The sequence below is a fragment of the Campylobacter sp. CS_NA3 genome (genome assembly GCF_027797495.1).
Taxonomy (GTDB): domain Bacteria; phylum Campylobacterota; class Campylobacteria; order Campylobacterales; family Campylobacteraceae; genus Campylobacter_B.
Map to the genome: position 1 here is coordinate 1,512,013 of NZ_CP115609.1, position 25,830 is coordinate 1,537,842.

General features: G+C 36.7%; 24 protein-coding genes, 1 tRNA gene and 2 pseudogenes. 10 read left to right on the top strand and 17 right to left on the bottom strand.

The window, feature by feature from the left end:
- Positions 1-105: 105 nt before the first annotated feature.
- Positions 106-1,461 (top strand): SLC13 family permease, encoded by a 1,356-nt coding sequence (locus PF026_RS07700; RefSeq protein WP_373566998.1) that lies wholly within the window; start codon positions 106-108, stop codon positions 1,459-1,461.
- A 171-nt stretch (positions 1,462-1,632) separates the two neighbouring features.
- Here PF026_RS07700 and tpx read toward each other — a convergent pair whose 3' ends face one another.
- The 6 genes and pseudogenes from tpx to PF026_RS07730 all read right to left on the bottom strand — a co-directional run bounded on the left by tpx (position 1,633) and on the right by PF026_RS07730 (position 5,444).
- Positions 1,633-2,166, bottom strand: a complete 534-nt coding sequence (tpx, locus tag PF026_RS07705) for a thiol peroxidase (RefSeq protein WP_270864167.1) — start codon at positions 2,164-2,166, stop codon at positions 1,633-1,635.
- Positions 2,167-2,229: 63 nt separating this feature from the next.
- A complete protein-coding gene (locus PF026_RS07710; protein WP_270864168.1) occupies positions 2,230-2,649 on the bottom strand; it encodes an RDD family protein in 420 nt (139 codons plus the stop codon).
- Between the two features lie 17 nt (positions 2,650-2,666).
- On the bottom strand, positions 2,667-3,275 hold the full coding sequence (gene pyrE, locus PF026_RS07715; protein WP_270864169.1) for an orotate phosphoribosyltransferase: 609 nt from the start codon (positions 3,273-3,275) through the stop codon (positions 2,667-2,669).
- 2 nt (positions 3,276-3,277) lie between these two features.
- Positions 3,278-3,835, bottom strand: a complete 558-nt coding sequence (gene frr, locus PF026_RS07720; RefSeq protein WP_270860996.1) for a ribosome recycling factor — start codon at positions 3,833-3,835, stop codon at positions 3,278-3,280.
- 439 nt (positions 3,836-4,274) lie between these two features.
- Positions 4,275-4,613, bottom strand: a pseudogene (gene secG / locus PF026_RS07725) (preprotein translocase subunit SecG); the annotation flags it as partial.
- A 108-nt stretch (positions 4,614-4,721) separates the two neighbouring features.
- Complete coding sequence (locus PF026_RS07730; RefSeq protein ID WP_270864170.1) at positions 4,722-5,444, bottom strand: Bax inhibitor-1/YccA family protein; 723 nt, start codon at positions 5,442-5,444, stop codon at positions 4,722-4,724.
- A 163-nt stretch (positions 5,445-5,607) separates the two neighbouring features.
- Here PF026_RS07730 and PF026_RS07735 point away from each other — a divergent pair, with 163 nt between their 5' ends.
- From PF026_RS07735 to PF026_RS07755, 5 genes are read left to right on the top strand one after another with little or no spacing between them, the layout of a single operon-like run.
- Positions 5,608-6,279 (top strand): carbonic anhydrase, encoded by a 672-nt coding sequence (locus PF026_RS07735; protein WP_270864171.1) that lies wholly within the window; start codon positions 5,608-5,610, stop codon positions 6,277-6,279.
- Positions 6,242-8,254 carry a mechanosensitive ion channel family protein gene (locus tag PF026_RS07740; RefSeq protein WP_270864172.1) on the top strand — a complete coding sequence of 671 codons (2,013 nt, stop codon included), beginning with the start codon at positions 6,242-6,244 and terminating at the stop codon, positions 8,252-8,254. The genes PF026_RS07735 and PF026_RS07740 overlap by 38 nt, the downstream gene beginning before the upstream one ends.
- A complete protein-coding gene (locus PF026_RS07745; protein ID WP_270860992.1) occupies positions 8,247-8,393 on the top strand; it encodes a hypothetical protein in 147 nt (48 codons plus the stop codon). The genes PF026_RS07740 and PF026_RS07745 overlap by 8 nt, the downstream gene beginning before the upstream one ends.
- A gap of 41 nt (positions 8,394-8,434) precedes the next feature.
- Positions 8,435-9,064 carry a superoxide dismutase gene (locus PF026_RS07750; RefSeq protein WP_270864173.1) on the top strand — a complete coding sequence of 210 codons (630 nt, stop codon included), beginning with the start codon at positions 8,435-8,437 and terminating at the stop codon, positions 9,062-9,064.
- Positions 9,065-9,082: 18 nt separating this feature from the next.
- Positions 9,083-9,394: a hypothetical protein gene (locus PF026_RS07755; protein WP_270864174.1), complete on the top strand. Its 312-nt coding sequence runs from the start codon at positions 9,083-9,085 to the stop codon at positions 9,392-9,394.
- A 189-nt stretch (positions 9,395-9,583) separates the two neighbouring features.
- On the opposite strand, the gene rplT is transcribed toward PF026_RS07755, so the two are convergent.
- The 6 genes from rplT to PF026_RS07785 form a co-directional block, all read right to left on the bottom strand.
- Positions 9,584-9,943, bottom strand: coding sequence for a 50S ribosomal protein L20 (gene rplT, locus PF026_RS07760; RefSeq protein ID WP_270860988.1), 360 nt, complete (start codon positions 9,941-9,943; stop codon positions 9,584-9,586).
- A 94-nt stretch (positions 9,944-10,037) separates the two neighbouring features.
- Positions 10,038-10,229, bottom strand: a complete 192-nt coding sequence (gene rpmI / locus PF026_RS07765) for a 50S ribosomal protein L35 (RefSeq protein ID WP_270860987.1) — start codon at positions 10,227-10,229, stop codon at positions 10,038-10,040.
- A gap of 126 nt (positions 10,230-10,355) precedes the next feature.
- Positions 10,356-10,877: a translation initiation factor IF-3 gene (infC, locus tag PF026_RS07770; protein ID WP_270860986.1), complete on the bottom strand. Its 522-nt coding sequence runs from the start codon at positions 10,875-10,877 to the stop codon at positions 10,356-10,358.
- Entirely contained in the window at positions 10,874-12,688 is a 1,815-nt protein-coding gene (gene thrS / locus PF026_RS07775; protein ID WP_270864175.1) for a threonine--tRNA ligase, read from the bottom strand. Before thrS ends, infC begins: the two co-directional genes overlap by 4 nt.
- A 339-nt stretch (positions 12,689-13,027) precedes the next feature.
- The gene (locus tag PF026_RS07780) at positions 13,028-14,260 is read right to left on the bottom strand and encodes a multidrug effflux MFS transporter (RefSeq protein ID WP_270864176.1); all 1,233 of its coding nucleotides are present in this window, start codon (positions 14,258-14,260) and stop codon (positions 13,028-13,030) included.
- 76 nt (positions 14,261-14,336) lie between these two features.
- Positions 14,337-14,411, bottom strand: a tRNA-Glu gene (locus tag PF026_RS07785).
- A 125-nt stretch (positions 14,412-14,536) separates the two neighbouring features.
- Between PF026_RS07785 and PF026_RS07790 the strand changes: the two genes are divergently transcribed.
- Genes PF026_RS07790 through PF026_RS07805 form a run of 4 tightly spaced genes read left to right on the top strand, consistent with a single transcriptional unit; the run spans position 14,537 to position 18,960 of the window.
- Positions 14,537-15,019: a hypothetical protein gene (locus PF026_RS07790; protein WP_270864177.1), complete on the top strand. Its 483-nt coding sequence runs from the start codon at positions 14,537-14,539 to the stop codon at positions 15,017-15,019.
- On the top strand, positions 15,016-15,861 hold the full coding sequence (nfo, locus tag PF026_RS07795; RefSeq protein ID WP_270864178.1) for a deoxyribonuclease IV: 846 nt from the start codon (positions 15,016-15,018) through the stop codon (positions 15,859-15,861). The genes PF026_RS07790 and nfo overlap by 4 nt, the downstream gene beginning before the upstream one ends.
- 3 nt (positions 15,862-15,864) lie before the next feature.
- Complete coding sequence (locus PF026_RS07800) at positions 15,865-17,232, top strand: OmpP1/FadL family transporter (RefSeq protein WP_270864179.1); 1,368 nt, start codon at positions 15,865-15,867, stop codon at positions 17,230-17,232.
- 9 nt (positions 17,233-17,241) lie between these two features.
- Entirely contained in the window at positions 17,242-18,960 is a 1,719-nt protein-coding gene (locus PF026_RS07805; RefSeq protein ID WP_270864180.1) for an ATP-binding protein, read from the top strand.
- 435 nt (positions 18,961-19,395) lie between these two features.
- Here PF026_RS07805 and PF026_RS07810 read toward each other — a convergent pair whose 3' ends face one another.
- From PF026_RS07810 to PF026_RS07825, 5 genes and pseudogenes are all read right to left on the bottom strand, one after another.
- Positions 19,396-19,839, bottom strand: coding sequence for a hypothetical protein (locus tag PF026_RS07810; RefSeq protein WP_270864181.1), 444 nt, complete (start codon positions 19,837-19,839; stop codon positions 19,396-19,398).
- Positions 19,840-19,866: 27 nt separating this feature from the next.
- A pseudogene (locus tag PF026_RS07980) lies at positions 19,867-20,004 on the bottom strand (IS1595 family transposase); the annotation flags it as partial.
- Positions 20,005-20,052: 48 nt separating this feature from the next.
- Positions 20,053-21,492 carry a TolC family protein gene (locus PF026_RS07815; protein ID WP_270864182.1) on the bottom strand — a complete coding sequence of 480 codons (1,440 nt, stop codon included), beginning with the start codon at positions 21,490-21,492 and terminating at the stop codon, positions 20,053-20,055.
- Positions 21,492-24,635, bottom strand: a complete 3,144-nt coding sequence (locus PF026_RS07820) for an efflux RND transporter permease subunit (RefSeq protein WP_270864183.1) — start codon at positions 24,633-24,635, stop codon at positions 21,492-21,494. Before PF026_RS07820 ends, PF026_RS07815 begins: the two co-directional genes overlap by 1 nt.
- A complete protein-coding gene (locus PF026_RS07825; protein WP_270864184.1) occupies positions 24,635-25,771 on the bottom strand; it encodes an efflux RND transporter periplasmic adaptor subunit in 1,137 nt (378 codons plus the stop codon). Before PF026_RS07825 ends, PF026_RS07820 begins: the two co-directional genes overlap by 1 nt.
- Positions 25,772-25,830 lie beyond the last annotated feature (59 nt).

The window sequence follows — 25,830 nt, forward strand, 5'->3', positions numbered from 1 at the left end:
TCTACTGTCTCTGCTATGGAGATCGATAATTCTCCGCACGGGGTAGAAGAAATGGTTCATGAGACGCATTATTCTCGACCATTTCCGGTTCGCAGTATCGTTATAATGGCGATTGCGGCGATTTTGTCGTTTGGTTTGTATGCGATTTTGCCGTTTGAACCAAATCCAAGCAAGGGTTTAGCGTTGTTGCTATTTATTGCCATTATGTGGCTAACTGAGGCTGTGCATATTACGATTACTGCGTTGATGGTGCCAATTCTTGGCGTTTTAATCGGAGTTGGTAAGGTAACTGACGGCAAATTTACGCCAATGACAATAAAATCGGCTATGGCGACATTTGCAGATCCTACGATTTATGTATTTTTCGGCGGTTTTGCGTTAGCGGCAGCTCTTCATGTGCAAAAGTTAGATCGCAAGCTTGCAATGTGGCTAATCTCAAAAGCAGGCGGCAGACTTGGCGTTTCTGCGATCTTAATCTGTATCGCAACTGCGTTTTTGTCAATGTGGGTTTCAAATACCGCAACTGCTGCGATTATGCTTCCTTTGGCTTTGGGAATTTGTTCAAATATGGACGAAAAAGACAGGGGAACAAAACTATTTTTGCTAATCGGAATTGCCTATTCTGCAAGTATCGGTGGTCTTGGAACTTTGGTTGGATCGCCACCAAATATGATTGCCGCAAAAGAGCTTGATTTTAGCTTTTTTGACTGGTTTAAAGTTGGTTTGCCGATAATGTTGATTTTATTCCCAACAATGCTTGCTGTTATGTATTTTGCATTTAAACCAAACCTAAATCACAAAATCGAAATGGAAATCGAGCAAATTCCATGGAATAGAGATAGGATTTTTACTACAATTGTATTTTGTATAACTGCGTTTTTGTGGATTTTCTCAAAACCTCTAAACGGCGTTTTAACAGATATGGGTGTACCATTTAGACTAAGCGATGCTTGGATTGCCGTTGCTGCTGCTATTAGCGTTGTAACTGCCGGTCTAGCTACTTGGAAAGAAGTTTCAGACAATACCGAGTGGGGCGTATTGCTACTATTTGGCGGCGGTTTAACTCTAAGTGCGATTTTGGGTCAAACAGGTGCTTCATTTGTGCTAGGAAATGCCGTTGCTAGCGTTATTGGTGGCTTACCAAAAATCGTTGTAATCTTCTGCGTTGCTCTATTTATCATCGGAACGACTGAATTTACAAGCAACACAGCTTCGGCAGCGCTTTTGGTGCCTGTTTTTGCGGCGATTGCAGATTCTCTTGGAATGCCAAAAGAAACGCTTGTTATCATCATCGGAATTGGAGCAAGTTGTGCATTTATTATGCCGGTTGCAACTCCGCCAAATGCACTTGTATTTGGAACGGGCGAGATAAAACAAAGAGATCTTAGAAGATCAGGTCTTCGCCTAGCACCTTGCGCGGCGATAATACTAACACTTTATACTTACATATTCTTTGCATAATATGCAAATTTTCGAGCGATTAAATTCGCTCGAAAATTTAAATTTATTCGAAAATTTGTCATTGAAAAATAGAAAAAATAATTTGTGAAAATAATTTAAATTAAAAAATTTAGAGTGCAAAAATTTGCACCCTAATGCAATTTATTTAAGGATATTTTTGTAAATTTATAGTTACGAGTTGCAACTACATGCACAACCGCAACTTCCGCCAAGTGCTTGTTTGATAGCGTCATAGTTTGGCTCTGAACTTACTTCGCTAACGATTTCTTTATGAATAATCTTTCCGTCTGTATCGATAACAAAAATCGCTCTTGCAAGAAGCCCTGCTAGTTTTCCATCCACCATCAAAACGCCGTAAGCCTTGCCGAAGTCTTTATTTCTAAAATCACTTGCAACGCTTATGTTTTCGATACCTTCTGTTGAGCAAAATCTACCCATAGCAAACGGCAAATCCATAGAAATCACGCTTAGTGCGACATTTTCTTTTCCTGCCATATTTTGGTTAAATTTGCGAGTTTCTGTTGCGCAAATGCCGGTATCAAGAGATGGAACTACGGCTAAAATTTGAATTTTATCGCTTTTGCCGCCTACTTTAATAGTGCCCAAATCTTTTCCTACAACTTCAACCACAGGGGCATTATCGCCAACTTTTAGTTCTGTTCCGCTCAAATTTACGGTATTTCCACCGACTGTTACAGTTGCCATTTTTTCTCCTTTACAAAAATTAGAGTAATTTTATCCAAATAAGTTAAAAATAAGATTAAATTACTACGATTTTTTGATTACAGGTGCAGTTTGTGTGAGTAGATCGTGTAAATTTAGCTTGTCTTTGCGGAAAAAACATAAAAATAATCCCATAATGCTAAATCCTGCTAAAATAAAACAAACAAAGCGTAAAAACGCCTTAAAAAAGCTGATTTTTCGCCCTGTTTTTAAGTCGATTAGATAAATTTGAGAAAATTTATATCCCGGAGTTTGGGCTGATTTTGCTATGAAAATGGAAGTTATAAGCCCGTAAATCGCCCACACGATTGCGATTGCGAATTGGTTTTCTTGAAAGGCTTCTTTTGAGCCTAAAACAAGGTAGGTTGTGATATATAAAAGCGGCATTGCGATGAAAAACATATCAACGATGAACGCTTTTATGCGTAAAAAAATCGGTGCAATGCCTGCTTTTGTCTTTGCCAAATTTGCTCTTTCTTCGTTTAGTTTCCGCGACTGCCAGGTTTTACGGCTGTTGAGCCTGATTTACAAAGCGGACAGGAACCCGGTTCATAAATGTCAAAATCGAAATTTCCAAGCGTAAAAAGCGGTTTATCAAAAGGAAGTTTGCAACTTTCTTTACGAGAGTTTCCTAAATTTGCAACCGCACAAAATCCGCGATTTGCCAAAGCCGCAAAAGCCACCACTTCGCCGCCTAGGCTTTCGATGATTTTAGCGCTTTCCAGTGCTGATCCACCTGTTGTGATAATGTCTTCGCAAATGATAAATTTTTCGCCTTTTTTGACTTCAAAACCGCGACGGAGAGTCATAATTTTATCAACTCGCTCGGTAAAAATAAATCTTTTTTTGGCAGATTTTGCAAGTTCGTAACCTGCTAGAATTCCACCCAAGGCAGGGGAGCAAACGCTATCAAATTTAATGCCTGAATTTGCTATTATTTTAGCAAGTTTGTCGGCTAGTTTTCCTGCAAGTTCAGGGTATTCTAGCACTTTTGCACTTTGGAGATAAAACTCAGAGTGATTTCCGCTACTTAGCAAAAAATGCCCTTGCAGATACGCTCCGTTTTCTAGGTAAATTTTTTCAATATCCATTATCAAACCTTTAAAAGTTCGGCTTCTTTTGCTTTGACGGCGTCATCGATTTTAGCTGAGTAATTATCGGTGATTTTTTGCACTTCGTCGTAGCCTTTTTTCGCTTCATCTTCGCTGATAGCCTTATCTTTTTCTAGTTTTTTAATCTCGTCGTTTGCGTCTTTTCTGATATTTCTAATGCTGATTTTTGCTTTTTCGCCCATTGCTTTGGCTTTTTTAGCATTTTCTTGTCTTTGCTCTACCGTCATCGGCGGAAAAAATAGTTTTATGCTCTCGCCGTCGTTGTTTGGATTTACACCGATATTTGCCGCAGCGATTGCGCTTTCTATCGTTTTTAGCATAGGTTTTTCCCATGGGCTAATAGTGATTGTTACGGCATCCGTTGCTAAAACTGTCGCGACTTGGTTTAGCGGGGTTTGACTTCCATAATAATCAACCGTGATATGATCTAAAATATTTATATTTACTTTGCCTGTTCGTAGTGTTGTAAAGTCCTTTTTAAGGGCTTCCATAGCCTTTTCGCCACCTGCTTTTTGGTTAGCATAAATTTGATCTAACATTTGTATCCTTTTTGGTAAAAATTTTTTAATTATATCATTAAAAAAATAAGAATTTAATAATTTAAAAGTGCCGAAGCACTTTTAAATTTAGAATTTAATTATTTGTTGAGTTTGTTTCGATTGAAATAGCAGGTGCGATTGTGGCATTGATTTCAGATATGATTTCATCTGCTTTTTGTTCTGCTTTATCGATTTGTGTAGTTACGGCTTGATTGATTTGATTTGCTGTATCGTTAGCTTCGCTCATAACTTTTTTTGCTACTGAATTTGCCGTATCTTTTGCTTGTTCTATTGTTTGGTTAGCTTCTTCTACTATTTTTTCTACCGTTGCATTAAATTCGGCTACTAAATTTTGAGCAGTTTCGTTTGTCTCTGCTACAACACTATCTATAACAGGTGCGATTGGAGCAATTGGTACGATACCGCCTTGTGGTGCCATAGGAGCGCTAGGTGCGTTTGTCTGTGGAACGCTTGGCACACTTGGGTTGCTTGGAACTGCATTTTGTTCTATCATTTTGCTTGTATCAACGCTATCAATAATCGAACTTTTTGCATCTTTTTGATAAAAATATGCCAAAGCCAAAGTATTTATAACAAATAAAATTCCCATAACCGCCGTAAATTTAGCCAAAAATCCAGCAGGTCCTTTTGCGCCAAATAGACTTTCGTTACTTCCGCTGTATTGTCCTAGCCCGATAGATGAGCTTTTTTGTAACAAAACTGAAATCGTAATCACGATAACAAGTATAACTTGAAGAATTAATAACAATGTTGTCACGATTGAAACCTTTTAATTTTAAATTGAACCTATGATTATACAAAAAGTAAGATAAATTTAAGTTAAAATTTAAGTGCCGTTTGTGAATTTAAAACGGCACTATCAAATTTAATCTCTATTTGTAACACCCAAAATGTGTAGTAACGACATAAAAAGGTTGTAGATATTTAGATACATACCAACAGCTGCCATGATAGGTGATGTGTATTCGCCTCTGATGATTTTTTGTGTATCAAAAAGTATGTAAGCTGAAAATAGCACAGCACAAACAGCTGAAACGCCAAGAGCTAAAACGCTGCTTTTAAACAAAAACACATTTAATAAGCTAACAACCACAACGCCGATAAGTGTCCAAAACAAAGGCTTTGTCCAAGAGCTAAAATCTGCCTTTGTTCTCATCGCATAGATAGTTAGTGCGCCAAATGCAACCGCAGTGGCAACAAAAGCTTGTGTTACGACATGTCCTGCGCCCATGCTAACATAAAGCGAGATTATCGCTCCAACCGTCATACCTGTGATAAATGTAAATGCAAAAAGTAGCACAAGCGCTAGTGTGTTTGCGCCACGGCTTACTGCTGCTTGCATACCAAAAATCAAGCCAAAAATCACAACTAGATAAATAAGCGGACTAGTGGCAAGTGAAATGCCTGTATTCATCGCTACAAAAGCACCAGCTGCTGCTGCTACCATAGAAGCAGTCAAAAGCGCATAAGTGTCTTTGATGATAGATGAAATTCTTGAACTATCATACCCAGCGTAGTTTTCATATTTTTCGCCTAGCACATCGATGTTTTGTAGGTCTTTTCCATAGTCTTTGTTGAAAAGTGCCATATTTTTCTCCTTGTTAGATTTAAATTTGCGAGTGAGTATATCGGAAAAATGGTAAATAATAAATTAAAATAAAATAAATTTAGATGAATTTGACAAGACAAAAAGCAAATTTATTCAACATTAATTCTAAATTGTTATAATCCTACACTTTTAAAGGAGAACTATGAACGACAGAATCATTAGCGGTGCCGTTAAATTTATGGAAGAAAACTTTTTAGAACACAAAGAGCTTTTTGAAAATTTGGCAAATCATCAAACTCCGCACACGCTTTTTGTGGGCTGTGCCGATTCGCGCGTGGTACCAAATTTAATCACTTCTACGCTTCCGGGCGAACTGTTTGTCGTGAGAAATATCGCAAATATCGTCCCGCCGTATCGTGTGAGTAATGACTTTGTCGCTACAACGGCCGCGATAGAATACGCTCTTTACGCGCTAGAAATCAAAAATATAATCATCTGCGGACATAGCAACTGCGGTGGTTGCGCGGCACTTTATTATGAAAGTGAAAAGTTGGAGAAAATTCCAAATGTCAAAAAGTGGCTAAATTTGCTAGACCCTGTTAAAAAGGAAATTTCAGAAATCAAAAATTTAGAAATTTCAAAAAGAGAGTGGATAACAGAACGGCTAAATATCATAAATTCGATAAAAAATTTGCTAACTTTTCCAAATTTAGCAAATTTGCACGAAAAAGGCGAAATTAAAATTTACGGCTGGCACTATATCATCGAAACGGGCGAACTTTTTGACTACGATCACGCTAGCGGACATTTTAAAATTTTAACAAAGGAAAAGGATTATGAAAAAGTTTATAATCAGCTTTTTAGCGATTATTAGTTTTATTTTTGCAGATGTAAATTCTAGCGATACAAACATAACAAAAGAAGAAGTTATAGAAGCGATTTCAAAAAATTCAGATAGTAATGAAAGTGAAGTTAGAGATTTAATAGTCGAAAAAATTGAAAAAAGCGAGAACTCTGATTCGCTCGATAGTGATACTATCAGACTTTCGGCTGTGGTAAATGATATTAGAAAATTAAACGCTATACATAAAGCTCTTCTAGCCAAAGGCGATACGAACGCTACCGGCGAAGAAGCAAAAAATTTAGCTAAAAGCAAAGAAGCACTTTTTGATACAATTCCTTATGCTATAACAAAACAAAAAATTAATAAAGAGGGTATTGTAAAATATTTAGAGCACAAAAATTCGTTATTAGAAAGTATAGAAAAAAATAAAAACAAACAAGGCTCAAAAGAGTATATTGAAGCTTCATTTTCACTTGAAAATATGAATTTAGCCGAAATATTTTATGGTTCTTTGCTAAAAGTAGATGATTTATTTACCAAAGGCTCAGGAAGCAAGGCGCTTGAAAAAGAGTTGCAAAGTTCGATTTTAACGCTTCAAACGCTTGATTTTTCGAATTTATTGCTTTTAAAAGAAAAATTAAAAACAGACGAAGAAAAATTAAATTTTGATAATAAATTTGGCGAACTTGAAAACAGCAAACAAACCTATGAAGAGGTATTAAATTATCTTTTAACAAATAAGGATTTACTAACTAGCAATGCTATTGTTACAAGGCTAAATTTAAACACTGCGATTGATTATATCAATGAAAAAAGTCCAAAAATCGGCAAATTAAATGTCGGAAAAACCATTTTGGTGCTTTTTATTATCGGATTTTTCTATTCGCTTAGAAGGTTTTTAGCGAATTTGCTATATTTCATCTTTAAGCCGTTTTCAAAAAACCAAAGCATAGATTTAAAAACGCAAGTTGTTGATATTTTGAAACGACCGCTTGGAATTTTGCTGATTGCTTATGCGATAAGCATTTGTTTAAGCATTATTTCGTATCCTGCGCCGCTTCCTGTAAAAGTGGCAAATGCTTTATCGATAGCCTATATTATCTTAAATGCTTGGTTGATTTTGGTTATTATTGACGGATACGGCATTATTTTGCTTGGAAATCTTGCCAAAAAAAGTGCAAGAAAAGAAATCGTAAATTTAATGATAAAAATTTTATATATATTTGTCGTAATCGTAGCGATTTTACTAATTTTAAGACGACTTGGATTTAATATCTCTGCACTTTTGGCGTCCCTTGGAATCGGAGGTTTGGCTATCGCTCTTGCTACAAAAGATATAATCGCAAATTTCTTTACTTCGATTATGCTTTTGTTTGATAACTCATTTTCGCAAGGAGACTATGTTGCCATAAACGGTGTAGAAGGACATGTCGTAGAAATCGGTATGCGAAAAACTACCATTAGGACGATGGATAACGCTCTTGTTTCGGTTCCAAATTCAAACATTGTAGCACAAAATATTATAAATTGGAGTAGGCGAAAAATCGGCAGACATCTTAAAATCGTTATCGGTGTAGAATATTCATCGCCGAAAGATAAAATTCAAAAAGCTATTAGTGAAATAAAAGATATGCTAGAAGATCACCCTGAAATCGCCGCAACGCACGATAATGCAAAAAATGCAAAAGATCATCGCATAAGACATAAACAAAAAATGGTTTCGATTGACGATTTGGCAGGTTATAAAAATTTGCTTTATGTTGTTTTGGACGAATTTGCAGATTCATCGATAAATATTTTGATTTATTGTTATACAAAAACGACGAATTTTGGCGAATTTTTGGAAGTAAAACAAGATATTTTATTTAAAATAATGGAAATTTTAGAGCAAAACTCGTTAAGTTTTGCATTTCCGTCACAAAGTTTGTATGTTGAAAAGTTACCAAAATTTGAATATGATAACAAAACAGAAAATTCTAACAACAAAGGAGCACAAAATGGCTGAATTTGATGATGAAATGGAATTTGACGAATTTGACGACGAAAATGAAAACGATTTCGATATGGACGATTATCGCTACTCTTATGATGAAGATGATTATAGCTTCGATGAAGATGACGGCGAAGATGAATTTTATGAATAAATTTAGCCAAATTTGCTAATTTATTTTCAAAGGAGAAATTTATGTTTAAGTTACGAACACTGCCGTTTGACGGCGCAAAAAATGCAGTTATAAGCGAAGAAGCCTGTAAATTTCACTACGGAAAACATCATCAGGCTTATGTTACAAATCTAAATAATCTTATAAACGATACGGAATTTAAAGATTGTCATCTATTTGATATTATAAATAAATCGCAAGGAGCGATTTTTAATAATGCAGCGCAAATTTACAACCACGATTTTTATTTTGATTGTATTGCCGAAAAAAGCGAAATCTCAAACGAATTAAGAGAAGCTTTAAGAGAAGAATTCGATGATTTTAAGGCTAAATTTTTAACTGCCGCAACTACTCTTTTTGGGAGCGGTTGGTGCTGGTTGGTTTATGATTTAAATGATAGTAGGCTAAAAATCGTGCAAACGCAAAATGCCGCTACGCCGATAATAGAAAATCAGGTTCCGCTTTTGGTGGTTGATGTCTGGGAGCATGCGTATTATATTGATTTTAAAAATGCAAGGGCTAGTTATTTGGAAAAATTTTATGAAAATATCAACTGGTATTTTGTTAGCAAAGCCTATGCTTGGGCGATAAAAGAAGGGCTAAATTCGGTGAGATTCTACATAGATGAAATTCACCCAGAGTGCAAAAAATAGCAAATTTAAGGATAAAAAATGAAAAAAATTTTAGTTTTTTGTGTGGTTTTGGCTTTTGCTTTTGGTGGGGAATTTACGGCTGTTAAATTTAGCCCAGAACAAACCGAAAAAATGATGAAAGAGCTTCACTCTCGTTTAGAAAAGTGCCAAACTGATGAACGCACAAAAAAGCTAATAAGCGATTTAGAAGATGCGTTTTATCCGCTTGAAGATATGGATTTTTCGCATGATTATGATCCGAGTGTCTTAGAAAAACTTCGCAGACTAAATATGCAAAATCAGCGATTTTTGACTCATTTTGTTTTGACTTCGGGTTGTAAGTTGGATTAGAGATTTATAAATTCGGCAAATTTGCTTTTAAATTTGCCGAATTTTGGAATTTTTGGCACTAGATATATTTTTTATAAAATGATGAATTGTCTATTTTTGATTATATAACAATTTTTATGTAAAACTAAGGTGAAATTGAAAGTAAAATAATCCCCAAAAGCAAAAGCCTTTGGGGTTCAAAGTTAAAATTTATTTTTTAAGTGCGTCTTTTGCTTGTTTTGCAACAACAGCAAAAGCGTCGCTATCGTTCATAGCTAGGTTTGCTAGAACTTTTCTATCTAGCTCGATTCCTGCTAGTTTTAGTCCGTTCATAAATTTAGAATAGCTTATGTCATTTAGTCTGCAAGCAGCGTTTATACGGATAATCCATAGTCTTCTAAAATCTCGCTTTTTCGCTTTTCTATCACGGAAAGCATAGACTAAACTTCTTTCTAATTGCTCTTTTGCTTTTCTAAAATGTTTTCTGCGACCGCTGTAAAAACCGCGTGCTAATTTTAGAACTTTTTTGTGGCGTCTTCTGCGAACTACGCCTGTTTTAACTCTTGCCATAATTTTTCCTTTTTAAAATTTGGCGTCCGAATCTCGGAACTTTTCCTAAATTTGGCAAATTTAGGAGGTTTGAATGACTTTTTTCGTCAAAAACTTATTTGCAAAGCATTTTTTTGACAGCTTTTTCGTTTGTGCTATCTACAAAATGCGGGCCTCTTAAATCTCTTTTGCGTGTGCTAGACATTTTTGTCAAAATGTGGCTTCTAAAAGCTGAGCCTCTTTTGATCTTATTTTTGCCTACTTTAAAGCGTTTAGCAGCACCGCGAACTGATTTCATTTTAGGCATACTAATCCTTTGTTTAAAGTGAAATTGTGATTATACAAAATTTATTCTTTGAAATTTTTGAATTTTGTAAAATTTATGAATTTAGGCGATAAATTTTGCCTAAATTCATTTTTAAATTTGAAAAATTTACGCTTTTTTCGGCGTAATAAGCATACTTACATATCGCCCTTCTAAAACAGGAGCTTTTTCTCGCTCAGCTGCTTCAAGTAGATACTCTTGCCAAATTTTTTCTAGCAAATTTACACCGATTTCTGGCGTATTCATCTCTCTACCTTTTAGAAAAACGCGAAGTTTTACATGTTTTCCGCTTTGCAAAAATTCAATCGCATGTTTGATTTTGTAGTTAATATCGTTTTGAGCGATCTTAGCAGATAGCTTGATTTCTTTGATTTCAATGCTTTTTTGCTTTTTCTTGGCTTCTTTTAGCTTTTTTTCTTGTTGATAGCGAAATTTGCTATAATTCATAACTTTACAAACCGGCGGTTTTGCATCAGGGGCGATTAAAACCAAATCCACGCCGTTTTTGTTTGCTATTTCTAGTGCTTCGTCCAATGAGATAACGCCGTAAGCTTCGCCATCATCTCCAATACACCTTACCTCGTCAAAAGGTATGTTTTCGTTGAGTAAAACCTCTTTTTCTTTGCTCAAAAATTCACCTCGCTTGATTTTTGTTTGCATAAATTTAAAAACTCTTCAAGACTTAAATTTGACTGAGTTCGCTCTCGTCTGTCCCTTAGAGCAACGCTTTTTTCATTAACTTCATTATCCCCAAGAACGATTATCATAGGGACTTTTTGTTTTTCTGCTGTTCGAATTCTTTTATTTAGCGTTTCGTTTTTGCTAAAAATTTCACTATCAATCTCTAAATTTCTTAATTTATCGGCGATTTCTTTTGCGTAAGCTAAATGATTTTCGCTAATCGGAATTATTGCGATTTGAGTTGGACATAGCCAAAACGGAAGCTCGCCAGCAGTGTGTTCGATCAAAATGCCGATAAATCTCTCAAAGCTACCTAAAATCGCTCTATGAAGCATGACAGGTTGTTTTTTCTCATTATTTTCATCGATATAGCCTAGCTCAAAGCGATTTGGCAGGTTAAAATCCACTTGCACAGTGCCACATTGCCATTTTCGTTTTAGGGCATCTGTGATTTTTATATCGATTTTTGGTCCATAAAATGCACCGCCGCCTTCGTCAATGCCGTATTTTAAGCCTCTTTCATCAAGTGCGTCTTTAAGTGCTTGTGTGGCGATTTCCCATACTTCATCATCGCCGACTGCTTTTTGTGGTTTGGTTGAAATCTCCATTTCGTAGTTAAAACCAAAAGATTTCATAAGCAAATCAACAAAATCTAAAATTTCATAAACATTTTCTTTGATTTGGCTTGGCATACAAAAGATATGCGCATCATCTTGTGTAAATTCACGCACTCTAAATAGCCCATGCAAGACGCCAGATTTTTCGTGTCTATGCACGACGCCGTATTCGCAAAATTTAAGCGGCAAATCACGATAAGAGCGAATTTCATTTTGATAAACTTTGATATGACCTACGCAGTTCATCGGCTTAATGCCGTATTCTTGCTCTTCGATCATCGTAAAATACATATTTTCTTTGTAATTTGCATAATGTCCGCTAGTTTTCCAAGCGTCTGATTTTAGGATTTCTGGACCTCTGACTGGCTCATAGCCGCGTCTGCGAAGCCCACGATAAAGTTTTTCTTCAAGTTTTACGCGCATTTTTGTGCCGTTTGGTAGCCAAATCGGAAGTCCCATGCCGATTTCTTCATCAAATGTGAAAAATTTCATCTCAGCGCCAAGTTTTCTATGGTCGCGTTTTTTGGCTTCTTCAAGCATTGTCAAATGCTCTTTTAGGCTATCTTTATCAGCAAATGCTGTGCCGTAAATGCGAGTTAGCATTTCTCTTTTTTCATCACCGCCAAGATAAGCTCCTGCTATGCGAGTGAGTTTAAAAAATTTAAGCATTTTTGTATTTGGCAGGTGCGGACCACGGCAAATATCTTCAAATTCGCCTTGTCTGTATAGACTAACTGCGCCATCAGGTATGCGTTTTAAAACTTCTTGTTTGAGATCATCATTAGCGTATTTTGCGCTAACTTCTGCTTTGGTTGAGTTTATTTTTATAATTTCATCGCCGTTTTTGGCAAGTTCTTTCATCTTTTCTTCGATGATTTTTAGATCTTCTTCGCCAAGTTTTTCGCCGTCAGGTTTAATCACACGCATATCGTAGTAAAATCCGTCTTCGATAGCAGGTCCTACGAAAAATTTAGCGTCTTTATACAGGCTTTTAACTGCTGCTGCTAATAAGTGCGCCGCCGAGTGTCTGATGACATCTAGTGCGTCGTTTGAATTATCAAAATAAATAGGCTCTCCGCTACCTGCGTAGCTTTGAGTATCAATAATCTCTTCACCTAATTTGTATGCGATAATATCGCTCATTTGTATGTTTTCCTTTTTTACCAAATTGTCTTTTTTACGATAAAAGAACGATTTATCATTTTATCTTATTAAATTTTAATATTTACTTAGTTTTTGATTTAAGAACTATTTATTTTGATAAATTTTGTATTTAAATTTGAAATTTCAAAAACAATTTAACTTAAATTCGGTCGTGTTATGCCGACGATTTGCAAATTTGTTTGATTTGCAAAAATATTCAAGACAGAATAGGCGTAGTAAGGCGTAAATTCGGACGATTTCAAGCGAAGTTACCTGTTGGTGGTAATGAGCGTAGGAATTGTCCGAATTTACGCCTTAATCCGTTCAGGTCTGGGGAATTCAAAAAGAAAATTTAAATTTTCTAAGAAATCTTTTGCTTACACACAAGTATGTTACAAACCCCGCCACTATGCAAACCGCCATCACACACGATAGCAAAAACGGGTGGTTTGCGCCGATTGCGCCTACGACAACGGAGATAAATCCTGCCATTGCCATTTGGATTGCCCCAAGCACGGCAGAAGCCGAGCCTGACTTGCCTTTAAATCTAGCCATTGCCAAAACTACGGCATTTGGTATGATAAATCCTTTCATGCCAAGCGTTAAAAATAGGCAAATTTCAAAAGGCAAAAATCCAAAATCAAAAAATCCGCAAACAAGTAATAAAATAGCTCCCACAATCATCGCTAAAAAGGCATTTTTTAAGATTATATAAGGCGAAATTTTTTGCACGATTTTTGCATTTATAGCTGAAAATATGGTCATTGAAAGCGCATTTAACCCAAAAACTATGCCAAAAGCCTTACTAGAAAGTCCAAAATGCTCTCTAAAAACAAACGGCGAACCCGTGATATAGGCAAACATCGCCGCCATACAAAGGGCAGACGAAAGAGTAAAAATAAAAAATTTGCGATTTTTTAAAATCGAAATATAATTAGCCAAAACCGATTTCGGGCTTAAATTTAGCGATTTATCGATGATAGCGCTTTCTTTTAAGCCTAAAAAAATCATCCAAAAAAGCAAAATTCCAAGCAAAAATAGTGTCGTAAAAATGAGCTTCCAACCGCCAAAATCCGATATAAAAGCCCCGACGGTTGGAGCTAACATGGGAGCAAGAGAACCAACTATCATCATCAAGGCTAAAACTGCTGCACCTTCTTGGACGCTAAATTTATCATTTATCACGGCTCTTGCGATAACCACTCCAGCGCAACCGCCCAAAGCTTGGGTAAATCTAAAAAATATAAAAGCATAAATGTTATCGATTGCCACGCATAAAATGCTAGAAAATATAAAAACGCAAATTCCCACAAGTAGGGGTTTTCTGCGTCCGTAAATATCGCTAAGTGGTCCGTAAATGAGCTGACCGAGTGCAAAAGCGACGAAAAATGCCGTTAGCGAAAGTTGAGTATAAAATTCGCTCGTGGCAAATGTGGTTTGAACATTTTTTAAAGCAGGTAGATACATATCGGTCGAAAGTGGCGCAACAGCCGACATATAGGCTAAAACTAAGATTAAATACGGCTTTGCGATTTTTGGCGAATTTAAAAATTCCGTGATTTTGGCAAACATAAATTTCCTTGAAAAATTTTAAAAAGTGATTGTAACGAAAAAAACTTAGAGTGAAACTTAAATTTGAGATTAAAAGTGGTGACCCCTACGAGATTCGAACTCGTGTTACCGCCGTGAAAGGGCGATGTCCTAACCGTTAGACGAAGGGGCCACAATCGGTTAAATAAAAAGGAACTCGTATTTTATACGAAAGTTGCTTAAATTTCACTTAATAAAGTGCTATTTTTTGTAAATTTTGCTAAAATACCATTTTAAATTTTTAAAAAGGATAAATCTATGAAAAAAATAAATTTGTTTATGTGTGGAATTTTGGCTTTTGTTGGTTTTTTATCGGGTTGTGCTAAAAATTCTCCACAAAATTCCCAAGCAGTTAGTTTTACGGTTATTTCGCCGACTTTAAAAATCAGCGATGCAGGTTTTATCCATAAATTCGCAAATAAAACTGAACTTCAAATTTATAACTCAGGCGTTAGTATCCTAAAAATGGATATTTCAGAAAATAAAATTTGTCTAAATTCTGCTTGTGATGATGAGCCGACATTTAATAGAAAATTCTTTAAAAACAGCCATTACAACGGCTTTTTTAGCGATATTTTAAACCATAAGCCGATTTACAACGGAAAAAATTTGCAAAAGAGCGATTGTGGATTTTTGCAAAATCTAAGCGATAATTTTATACAATACAAATTTTGTAACAATTTGGTAGAATTTGCCGATACAAAAAACAAAATAAAAATCAAATTAAAAGAGATAAATTGAAACGAATCGGAGCGCATGTAAGCGCAAGCGGCGGGGTTTTTAACGCGCCGATTAATGCCAAAAATATCGGAGCAGATGCCTTTGCGCTTTTTGTAAAAAATCAACGCCAATGGAGCGCAAAACCACTCAGCGATGACGATATAGCGAAATTTAAAGCAAATTTAGCTACTAGCGGCATAAAAAGCGATCATATCCTAGCGCATGATAGTTATCTTATAAATTTAGGACACCCTGACGAGATTTTACGCAAAAAAAGCCTTGAAGCGTTTATCGATGAAGTGGAGCGTTGCGAAAAACTAGGCATTAAGCTTTTAAATTTTCACCCAGGATCCCATTTAAATGAAATTTCTGAAAACGAGTGCTTGAATAATATCGCAAATTCGCTAAATTTCGCTATCGCAAACACTAGCGGTGTAAAACTTGTCATCGAAAACACCGCAGGGCAAGGCTCGAATTTGGGCTTTAAATTTGAACAAATCGCTTATATCATAGAGCGGGTGGAAAACAAAAATCGTATTGGCGTTTGTATCGATACCTGCCATGCTTTTGCAGGTGGGTATGATTTTCGCACGAAAGAATCTTACGAAAAAACAATGAGCGAATTTGAGCGAGTTATAGGCTATAAATTTTTAAGCGGTATGCACATAAATGACACAAAAAACGAGCTTGGAGTTCGCAAGGATCGCCACGAAAGTCTTGGGCGTGGATTTTTGGGGCTAAGTAGTTTTGAAAATATTATGAACGATAAACAAATAGATGAAATTCCGCTTATCTTAGAGACTATCGACGAGAGTATTTGGGCGGACGAGATAAAAATTTTAAGAAATATGATAAAAGGATAAATTTTGAATTTACAAAAAGTGTTTTTATTTGGTTTGACGGCTAGTTTGGCTGTGAATTTTGCCTGTGCTTCGGGTTTTAAAATACCTGAGCAAAGTGGCGATTCTGTGGCGATGGCGACATCAAACATAGCTTATAGTTTTGGTGCGGATGCGGCGTATTATAACCCTGCAAATATGGTTTTTATGCACGCAGGGCATGAATTTGCTCTATCTGGTCAATATTTAAGACTCGGAAGCCTTAAATATAGCAACCACTCAACCACTTTTGGCAATGCAAACTACGACACAAGCTCAGAAGTAGGACATTTTTTTGTGCCGGGACTTCACATGTTTTCTCCGTTTATCGGCGAAAATACAAGGTTTGGTTTTAGTATTTCAGTTCCGGCAGGAATGACGATGAAATGGGAAGATCCGTTTCCAAAATCAATCGCCGAGCATTTTGAAATTCAGGTTATCGAATTTGCTCCAAGCATCGCGTATCTTATAAATGATCAACTTTCTTTTGCGGTTGGTGCAAGGGCTGTTTATACTAGCGGCGTTGTTAAAAACGAAGTAAGCAACGCTACTATTTCAGCGCAAATTCCGGGCGTTGGCACACAGAGTGCAAATTTGAGTGCTAGGCGTGAGCTAACGGGCGATTCGTGGGATTTTGGTTATAATCTTGCTTTAACTTATAAACCAACACAAAATTTAAGCCTAGCCGCAACTTATCGCTCAAAAGTAAATTTAACCGTCGAAGGTGATGCTAAAATAAAATCAAGCCTAGATACATCAAATTTATCGGCACTTATCACGGCTTATCCGCAGTTGGCACCACTTTTAACTCAACTAAAAGCGGGTTATGAAGGTGAATATAACGGCGATGTAAGTATCGACATACCGCTTCCTGCGATTTTAACTTTGGGTGCGGCATATCAGTGGGACGACTGGACTTTTAGCTTTGCTTATGATAGAACTTTTTGGTCGGCTTTGAAAGAATTTGACTTTGAATATGCCCGTGCAATACCTGTTTCAGCGATGTTTGATAAACCTGTGGAGAAAGATTGGCACGATACCGATACTTTCCGCTTCGGTGTGGCGTATCAATATAATAAAGATTTACGATTAATGGGCGGTTTTGCCATCGATGAAGCAGCTGCTGATGCAAATAAAGTTCGATTTGAATTGCCTGATACAAAATCTTATATTTATTCACTTGGAGCAAATTATAAATTTAGCGACAGCTTTGATTTAACGGGAGCTGCGCTTTATCAAGATCGCCAAGCAAGAGAGATAAATTCTCCTGATAGTATTGCGTTTAACAACCTTGTCGGTGAATTTGGAAGAACAAATATTTTGATACTAAATTTAACGGCAAGTTATAAATTTTAAAGGAGTTTTATGCAAGAAATTATAAATTTTATCAATCAAAATCCAAAAGACTCTCAAATACAAAAAATTTTGGAAGTCAGTGATGATGAGATAAAAATTTTACAATTTTTGCTAAAAAACTACCTTGACGGAAATCCACAATCTAGCGTCTTTTCACTGCTTTGTGCTGTTTTTGGAGAAAAAGATTATAGTTACTTAAACTATTTAAAAAATATAAAATCTCTTATTGATTTAGGGCTTGTAACTCAAATCGCAAGTGTTTTTAAAAATGTAGAATTAGGCAAAAAAACGGCTTTATTGTCTTTGTTAAATTCTGAAATCGAACCAAGTGAATATTTTTTAAAAATTCTTGAAGACGGTGAGATTAAATTTGATTTACCACAAATTTTGCCCTATAATGATAATTTGGAGTATCTAAAAGATCAATTTTTTCGCATAAATTTATATGCCAAAAAGCTGCATGCAAGTTCAGAATTATCGATAAATAAAATCAATGAGCGAATTAAAAATTTAGAAAAAATCATCGCAAAACGGATAAGATTAACCAAAATTTCACTCCCAATCGAGCAAATTTTCAAATCAAATTCACTAAATTCAAAAGAACAGCTCATATTTTTGGCACTTTTAAAAGAAGAGTATTCGGCTGAATTTGAAAATTTCAGAGACCTAAACACGCTAATTGCACTAGTTAGCGAAGACGAAATGTCTCGTTTTAAAAATCGTGCCTTACTAGAAGAAGGGGCAAATCTCATCGTTAGCGGCTTGATTGATTATGATGAGACGATAGGCGGTTTTGGCGGTATTATGCGAAGTTTTTATATAAATGAAGATATTTTGCAAACCATAATGCACCCAAAATCCGGCAAAAAAAACAAAAAAGCACTCATCGAAACAATCGTAAAAGAGAGCGAAATTTTCGAACTAATCGAGCCTGTAACGGACATCGATGATGTCGTGCTAAATGAAAAAACAAAAGAGTTGCTTAGCCAAATTCTAAAACAGGTCGATAAAAAGGTCATAAACCGCTTAAATTCGTGGGGTATAAAATCTCGCAAGGGCGTTGATGCGAAGATTATTTTTTATGGGGCGCCGGGAACTGGTAAGACTATGAGCGCACTTAGCCTTGCAAAGAGCCTTAAAAAGCATGTTATTAGCTTTGACTGCTCCAAAATTTTAAGCAAATATGTGGGCGAGAGCGAACAAAATGTGCGAAAAATTTTTGATACTTACAACAAAATCAAAAACGAAAGCAAAACCGAACCTGTGCTTTTGCTAAATGAAGCAGATCAGTTTCTTTCATCTCGCATAGAAGCAGCCGGTGGCGGAAGCGATAAAATGCACAATCAAATGCAAAATATTTTCCTTGATCAAATCGAAAAATTTGAAGGCGTTTTAATCGCCACGACGAATTTGCTAAAAAATATTGATACTGCCTTTTCTAGGCGGTTTGATTATAAAATCGAATTTAAAAAGCCGACGATGAGCGAACGCCTTGCCATTTGGCGAAAGATACTGCCAGAAAATGCGAGTTTTGAAGAGAATTTTAGCGTGGAAAAACTCGCCGAATTTGAGCTAAGCGGCGCTCAAATCGTAATGACGATGAAAAATACCGCTTTAAAAGTCGCCGTTAAAGATGACGGAATTTTCACTTTTGAAGACTTCGCAAACGAGATAAAACGAGAAATTTCATCGAATTTTGACACTGACAAAAAGGTCGGACTTTTATAAAATTTTTTAATTTTTTGTGGGGTGGGCATTTTGCCCACCAAAAATTATGCAAATTTGATTTGTCATTGCGAGATGGCAACGCCGTTTTTTTCGTCATTCTGAGCGAAACGAAGTGAAGCGAAGAATCTCTGTTCAAATTTACGATAAATAACCACTACGCAATTTGTAAAATTTGAGCCATAAACTTAAATTTTACATTGAATCAATCTCTTAAATTTAATCCGTAATTTACATTGCCTTTTAAGGGGGAAAGGGGCTGACTTGCGAAGCGCCCCTTTCCCCCTTAACAACCCCCAAACCCTGCACGCTAGAAGTGGCAAATTTAGAAAAAAGTTATAAACTTTTTTCTAAATTTGGTTTTATGGAAAATTTGCTTCGCAAATTTTTAGTTATCGTAGGGCGGGCAAGGATACCCACCCTACGAAGCTTTTTTATTTATATATGCGAAATAATTCTTAGTGATTGAAAATTATAATACGAATTTAAGACATTTTGAAAATTATTTGTAGATTTTAAACTATCCAAATTTAAACTATCCAACCCAATTGGTTCTATGGGAGCAAAGTGATTGTTTAATGCCGTTATGCTACCTCCTTTTGTCCTAGTAGCACAAATATGGCAATCTGCTTTTAAGTTTAGTCTGTTAAGTTCGTTTTCTATTTGATTTAATCCATTAATTACTTCTGTCGCACTATCTCCTGCACTATTTATTGTTATGATTTTCTTTTGATAATCAAGTATAGCTAAAAAGTCTAAATTGTTTGTTCTTGGTTGATACCAAATTGTTATGGCTCCGAAATTTATTAAATCATTATAGGTTTGTATTATAGAATTTGTCTTTCCACGATTTGCACCGCCATATAACGCTAAAATTTTCATACTATTTCCTTTCATAAAATAAAGTGTTTAAGAAAGCTTAATCAGATTTTCTCTTATTAATTTTAGCAAAATTTGATATAAGTTCCGTTTGTCATTTTGGTATTATATCTAAATTTGCACTCTTTAAGATATAAAATAAATTTTCTTTTTTATATCCATAAATTTAATCATAGGGTGGGCAAGGTGCCCACCATACAATAGTTTTAAAAATTATTAAAAACTAGGTGTTGGAAAAGCAGAACTAGACGGGGTGATTTCTTCTTTTGAATTTATCAAATTTATTGTATCGTTATCATCTACTTTAAAGCCGCCGCCAAGAGCCTTGTAGGCATTTACCGTGCTTGTTAGCGTTTCTAAATTTGCATTTGCTAAGGATAATTTTGAGTTTAAAAGTCCCCTTTGAGCGTCTAAAAACTCCAAGTGGTCGCTATAACCCTCGTCGTAGCGTTTTGAGGCCATGTTAAAAACTCTTTGTTGTGCCGAAACTAGCTTTTTCATACTTTCTTGTTTGATTTTAGCGTTTTCTACGCCGATTAGAGCGTCTTTGACTTCGCCAAAAGCCGTTTTTAAAGTCTTATCATAAGCGATAAAACTTGCGTTTTGGTCTAAATTTGCTAAATCCACTCGCTTTTTGGTGCGACCAAAGTCGATAAGAGGCCCCACTAGCGAACCGGCTATGCTCCAAGCAGGGTTATTTAAAAGCGTATCAAACTCGCCGCTAGCATAACCTAGACTTCCTGTTAGCGAGATAGACGGAAAATACTGCGCCTTTGCCACGCCGACTAAGAAATTTGTAGCTTTTAAGTGTTCAAGCGCACTTGCGACATCCGGTCTGTGAAGTAAGATGTCCGATGAAATTCCTGCCGGAATAGCAGGTGCATTTGGCAATGAATTTGCCGAATTTACCACGCCGTGCAGAATTTCATTGTAGCTTTTGCCTGTAAGTATATTTAGCGAAGTCGAAATTTGCGAAAGGTTGTTTTGAACACCGATTAAATTCGCTCTTGCGTTTTCTTGTGTCGCTAATGCTTGATAATAAACAATATCGCTAATAGCTCCTGCATTTAGCTGTTTTTTACGAAAATTTGCCGTGCTAGTGTAGCTATCTAGGCTGGATTTTAAAATTTGCTCTTGCTCTTTTAGCGAAATCAGCGTGAAATAAAGGTTTGCAACGGTGCTTACGATTGTGTTTTTTGCCGTTTCGTAGTCGTATTTTGTGGCATTAAATTTAGCATTTGCTGCCCCGACTGAGTTTCGAATTTTGCCCCAAAAATCGATTTCATAGCTCATAGAAGCCCCAAGCGAATAGGCTTCGTGCGAATTTCTATCAGGCAGATTTCCAAAGTTATTTTGGCGACCTGCGCCACCTTGAATCTGCGAATTTGGTAAAAACTCCAAGCGTGAAAGTCCAAGCGAAGTTCGCGCTATTTCGATATTATTTAGGGCTAAATTCAAATCAGAATTGTTTTGTAACGCACTTTCAACCAAAGAATTTAGATAGCTATCGCCAAATTCAGCCCACCAAGCTTTATCTATGCGAATTTCGCCGTAGTCTGCGATAAATTCGGTGTTTTTTTGCGGAAGTGTCGGCTTAAACGAACAACCACTAAACAAAACGGCACTTGCAATCACGCTATATAAAAATTTATTCATCACTCGTCCTCCGCACTTTTATTTTCTGCTCGTTTTTTGTCTATCCACTCATTAAGGCTTTCTAAAAGGTAGAAAAACAGCGGAACAAAGAAAATCGCAATCGTCGAAGCTGCTATCATACCGCCCATAACGCCGGTTCCTATGGCATGGCGGCTTGCAGCACCTGCTCCTGTGGCGATAACCATAGGGAAAACGCCAAGCGTAAAAGCAAGACTTGTCATACAAATCGGGCGAAAGCGCATTCTAGCGGCTTGGGTAGCTGCTTCTGTTATCGAGCGGTTATTATGTAAATGCTGTTGCATAGCAAATTCGACAATCAAAATGGCATTTTTAGCAGCCAAACCGATAAGTAATAAAAGTCCGATTTGAAAATATATATCGTTATTTAATCCCCTGGCCCAGTTAAAGAGTAGCGCTCCAAAAACTGAAAACGGCACGGCTGTCAAAACTGCCAAAGGCATTAGCCACCTTTCATACTGAGCCGCTAAAATCAAAAATACGAAAATCAAACCAAAAATGAAAGCCTGTGCGCCTTTGCCTGTGGCGGCGACTTCTTGGTAAGCAGAACCTGACCAGCCGATAGAATACTCATCGCCTAGCTCTTCCTTCATAACTTCTTGTATAGCTTGTATGGCTTGACCAGATGTAAAGCCCGGTTTTGGCTCTCCCATAAGTTTAGCAGCAGAAAAGCCGTTAAATCTATCGACAGTATCCGGACCTAAGCTTCGTTGCAGGCTAACTAGTGCATCAAGCGGAACTAAATGTCCTGTTTTTGAGCGAACATATAAAAATTTAATGTCTTCGGGCGATGTTCTATACTCTTGATCTGCCCTAATATAAACGCGAAAGTTTTTGCCAAGAAGGTTAAAATCATTTACATAATACTTTCCGATAGTCGCCGATAGGGTTGAAAAAATATCGTTGATATTAATACCCATCATTTTGATTTTTTCGGTATTCATCGTAAGGGTATATTGCGGAAACTGCGTATCTAGCGTGGTTCGCACCAAATTTAGCATTGGGTGAGCGTTTGCTTTGGCTGCAACCCTTTGCATATCGGCTTCGATTTCGTGATATGTTTTTCCTGTTAGGCTTTGGGCATATAATTCAAAACCACCAGTCAAAGAAAGTCCGTTTATAGGCGGTGGCGTAACGACATAGGTCATCGAATTTCTATCTGCAAAATATAATTTTCCGTTTAGTTCATTTGCCATAGCAAAATTTGAATTTTCATAACCTTTTCTTTTATCCCAATCTTTAAGCATCATAAACATAGCTCCGCCGTTTTCTTTCATGCTACCGCTAATCATATCATAACCTGCGATTTCGGTTACGGCTTCTACATTTGGGTTTTGTTCGACAATACTTTTAATAAAATTTGTCGTTTGTTGCGTATGTCCTAGCGTCATGGCTGACGGTAAATTCACCATGGTTAAAACTGCGCCTTTATCTTCATTTGGCACAAGCGCACCCGGAGTTGCTTTAAACAGTGCAACTACAAGACCCATAAAAACAGCCACAATTAACAAACTTGGGATTACATGGCGTAAAACTTTTGCAACACCTGCTGTAAAAACTCGCGTAGAAAAATCAAAAAATTCATTGTATTTTTTTACTAACCAAAACGGCTCACCCTCTTTTTTGCGTAAAATAAGCGCACAAAGCGACGGCGTAAGAGTAAGTGCTACAAAGCCGGAAAATGCGACAGAAGCAACAAGCGTTAGGGCAAATTGTTTTTGTATAACGCCTGTAAAACCGCCCATAAAGGCAATCGGAATAAAAACAGCGCTCAAAACTAGCACGATAGAAATAACAGGGCTTGTTATTTCTCGCATTGCCTTAATCGTGGCTTCTTTTACGCTTAAATGCCTTTCTTCGTGCAAAATTCGCTCGACATTTTCGATAACGATAATAGCATCATCAACAACAATACCGATAGCTAAAACTAACGCAAAAAGAGTAATCAAATTTATAGAAAATCCAAGCAGATGAATTCCGATAAACGCACCGCAAATCGAAACCGGCACGGCAAGCATTGTAATAAAAGTAGAGCGGAAATTTCCTAAAAACATATACATGATGAAAATAACAAAAAGTAGGGCTTCTGCGAATGTTTTCATAACTTCCTTAACTGAAACGGCAACGAATTTTGTAGTGTCATAGCCGACTGAATATGTCAAATTCCCGGGGAAATTTTTTGAGAGCTCTTCGACTTTTTTATTTACTTTTTCAACAGTAGCAAGGGCATTTGCGCCGTTTTTTAAGAAAATCATCGTAGGAACCATGCTGTGTCCGTTGTATTTACCTTGTATAGAGTAATCATCTGCCCCAAGCTCAACTCTTGCAACATCTTTTACGCGCAAAAAACTGCCCTTATCGTCGCTTCTGATGATGATATTTTCAAACTGCTCGACGGTTTTAAGTCGTCCTTCTGGGCGAATAGCAAAAACATAAGGATTGCCTAAATCGTTTGGTTGTTGCCCGATTTTTCCGGCTGTTCGCTGTGAATTTTGCTCTCCTATTGCAGCGATGACCTCAGATGTGGTAAGGTTATATTTATGCAAAAGTTCAGGGTTTAGCCAAATTCGCATAGCATAGTTTCTCACCATAGCAAATGCTTCGCCGACACCTTCAACTCGTTTTAGCTCTTCGACGATATTGATTTTGACATAGTTGTTCATCTCTATGCGATCCATTTCATTGCTAGGATCGTAAAATGTCAAAAGTTCGAGTAGCGATCCGCTTCGCTCATAAACCGAAAGCCCGTATCTTCTAACTTCATCTGGCAAAGTATTTAGAGCAGGTGCTACGCGGTTATTTACATTTACCCTTGCATCAGCCGGATCTGTGCCGATTTCAAAGAAAACATTGATATTAAGTTCGCCGGCAGAACTTGAAGTGCTTTGCATATAAATCATATTTTCAACGCCGTTTATGGCATTTTCAAGTGGTGCAGCAACGCTATCGGCGATAGTTTGCGCATCAGCTCCTGAGTATGTAGCACGAACGACGATTTGTGGTGGAGTAAGTTGCGGATACTCTTCTACTGCCGAAGTTATCGCCGAAATCACACCTGCGATTACGATGATTATAGAAACAACACTCGCAAAAACAGGTCTTTCAATAAAAAATTTAGAAAACATTATTTTTGACCTTCCGTTTGTGCTTGTTGCATTTTGGCCTGCATTTTAGCAGCTTCGGCTGCCCTTGCTTCTTCGTTTAGCGGAGCGACATCAAGCCCTACACGAATTTTTTTGAAATTATCGATAACGACTAAATCTCCGTCATTTATGCCTTCTGAGATGATCGCTTCTGTGGCTGTTTGGGAGATAACTTTTACGATTTTTTTTGCGATTTTTCCGTTTTCAACTACATAAACAAAAGGGTTGCTTAAATCTTGCAAAACAGCGATTTGCGGTAGTTTTGCGCCATTTTTTTGATGAAAACCGCCGACCTTTACCCTAGCGTAAGTCCCCGGTTTTAGTTCTAAATTTGGATTATCAAATTCAGCCTTTGCATCGACCGTTGCAGTATTTGAATTTACGACATTATCGATAAATTTAAGCGTTCCGTTATAATCTTTTCCGGCTACGCTTATGCTAACGCTTGAATTTTTCTTTTCCCACTCGCCGTTAGCCAAATTTGTATCGATTTTTAGCTTTTCGACATCGGAAATTCCGAATTTAACATAAATCGGATCGAGTTTTGTAAGTCTTACTAAATCAGAATCTGCCCCGCTTACATAGGCTCCGACATCTTTTAGATTATCGCCTACAACGCCGGAAAACGGCGCTTTTACCTTTGAATAATCTAAATCAATTTTCGCATTTGTCAAATTTGCGTTTGTTATGTTGTATGCAGCAACGGCAGCGTCATATTCTCTTTGGGAAATCGCATTTGAAGCTCTTAAATTTTTCGCTCTTTTTAAATCGGCGTTGGCGTTGTCAAAATTTGCCTTTGCGATGTTATATGCTGCTTCATATTTTGCAGAATCGATTTCAAACAAAATATCGCCTTCATTGACCGCTTGACCGGGAGTAAAGTTTTGCTTTTCTATCGTTCCTACGACTTTGGCTTTGACTACGACATCAAGTTCGCCGACTATTTGTCCGTTAAAAGAAAGCGCAACTTCCATATCGCCTGTTTTGGCTGTTATTACTCCCACAGGAAGTGGTGGCATTTGTTGTTGGGCTGCTGCTGCGTTTTTATCTTTTTTTTCAAAATAAGAACAACCTGATAACAATATAGCTAATATCGCTAAATTCGCTAATTTACTCATAAATTTACCTTCTTAAAAAATATATAAACAAATACTCATTTTATCTAAAATTTTCTTAA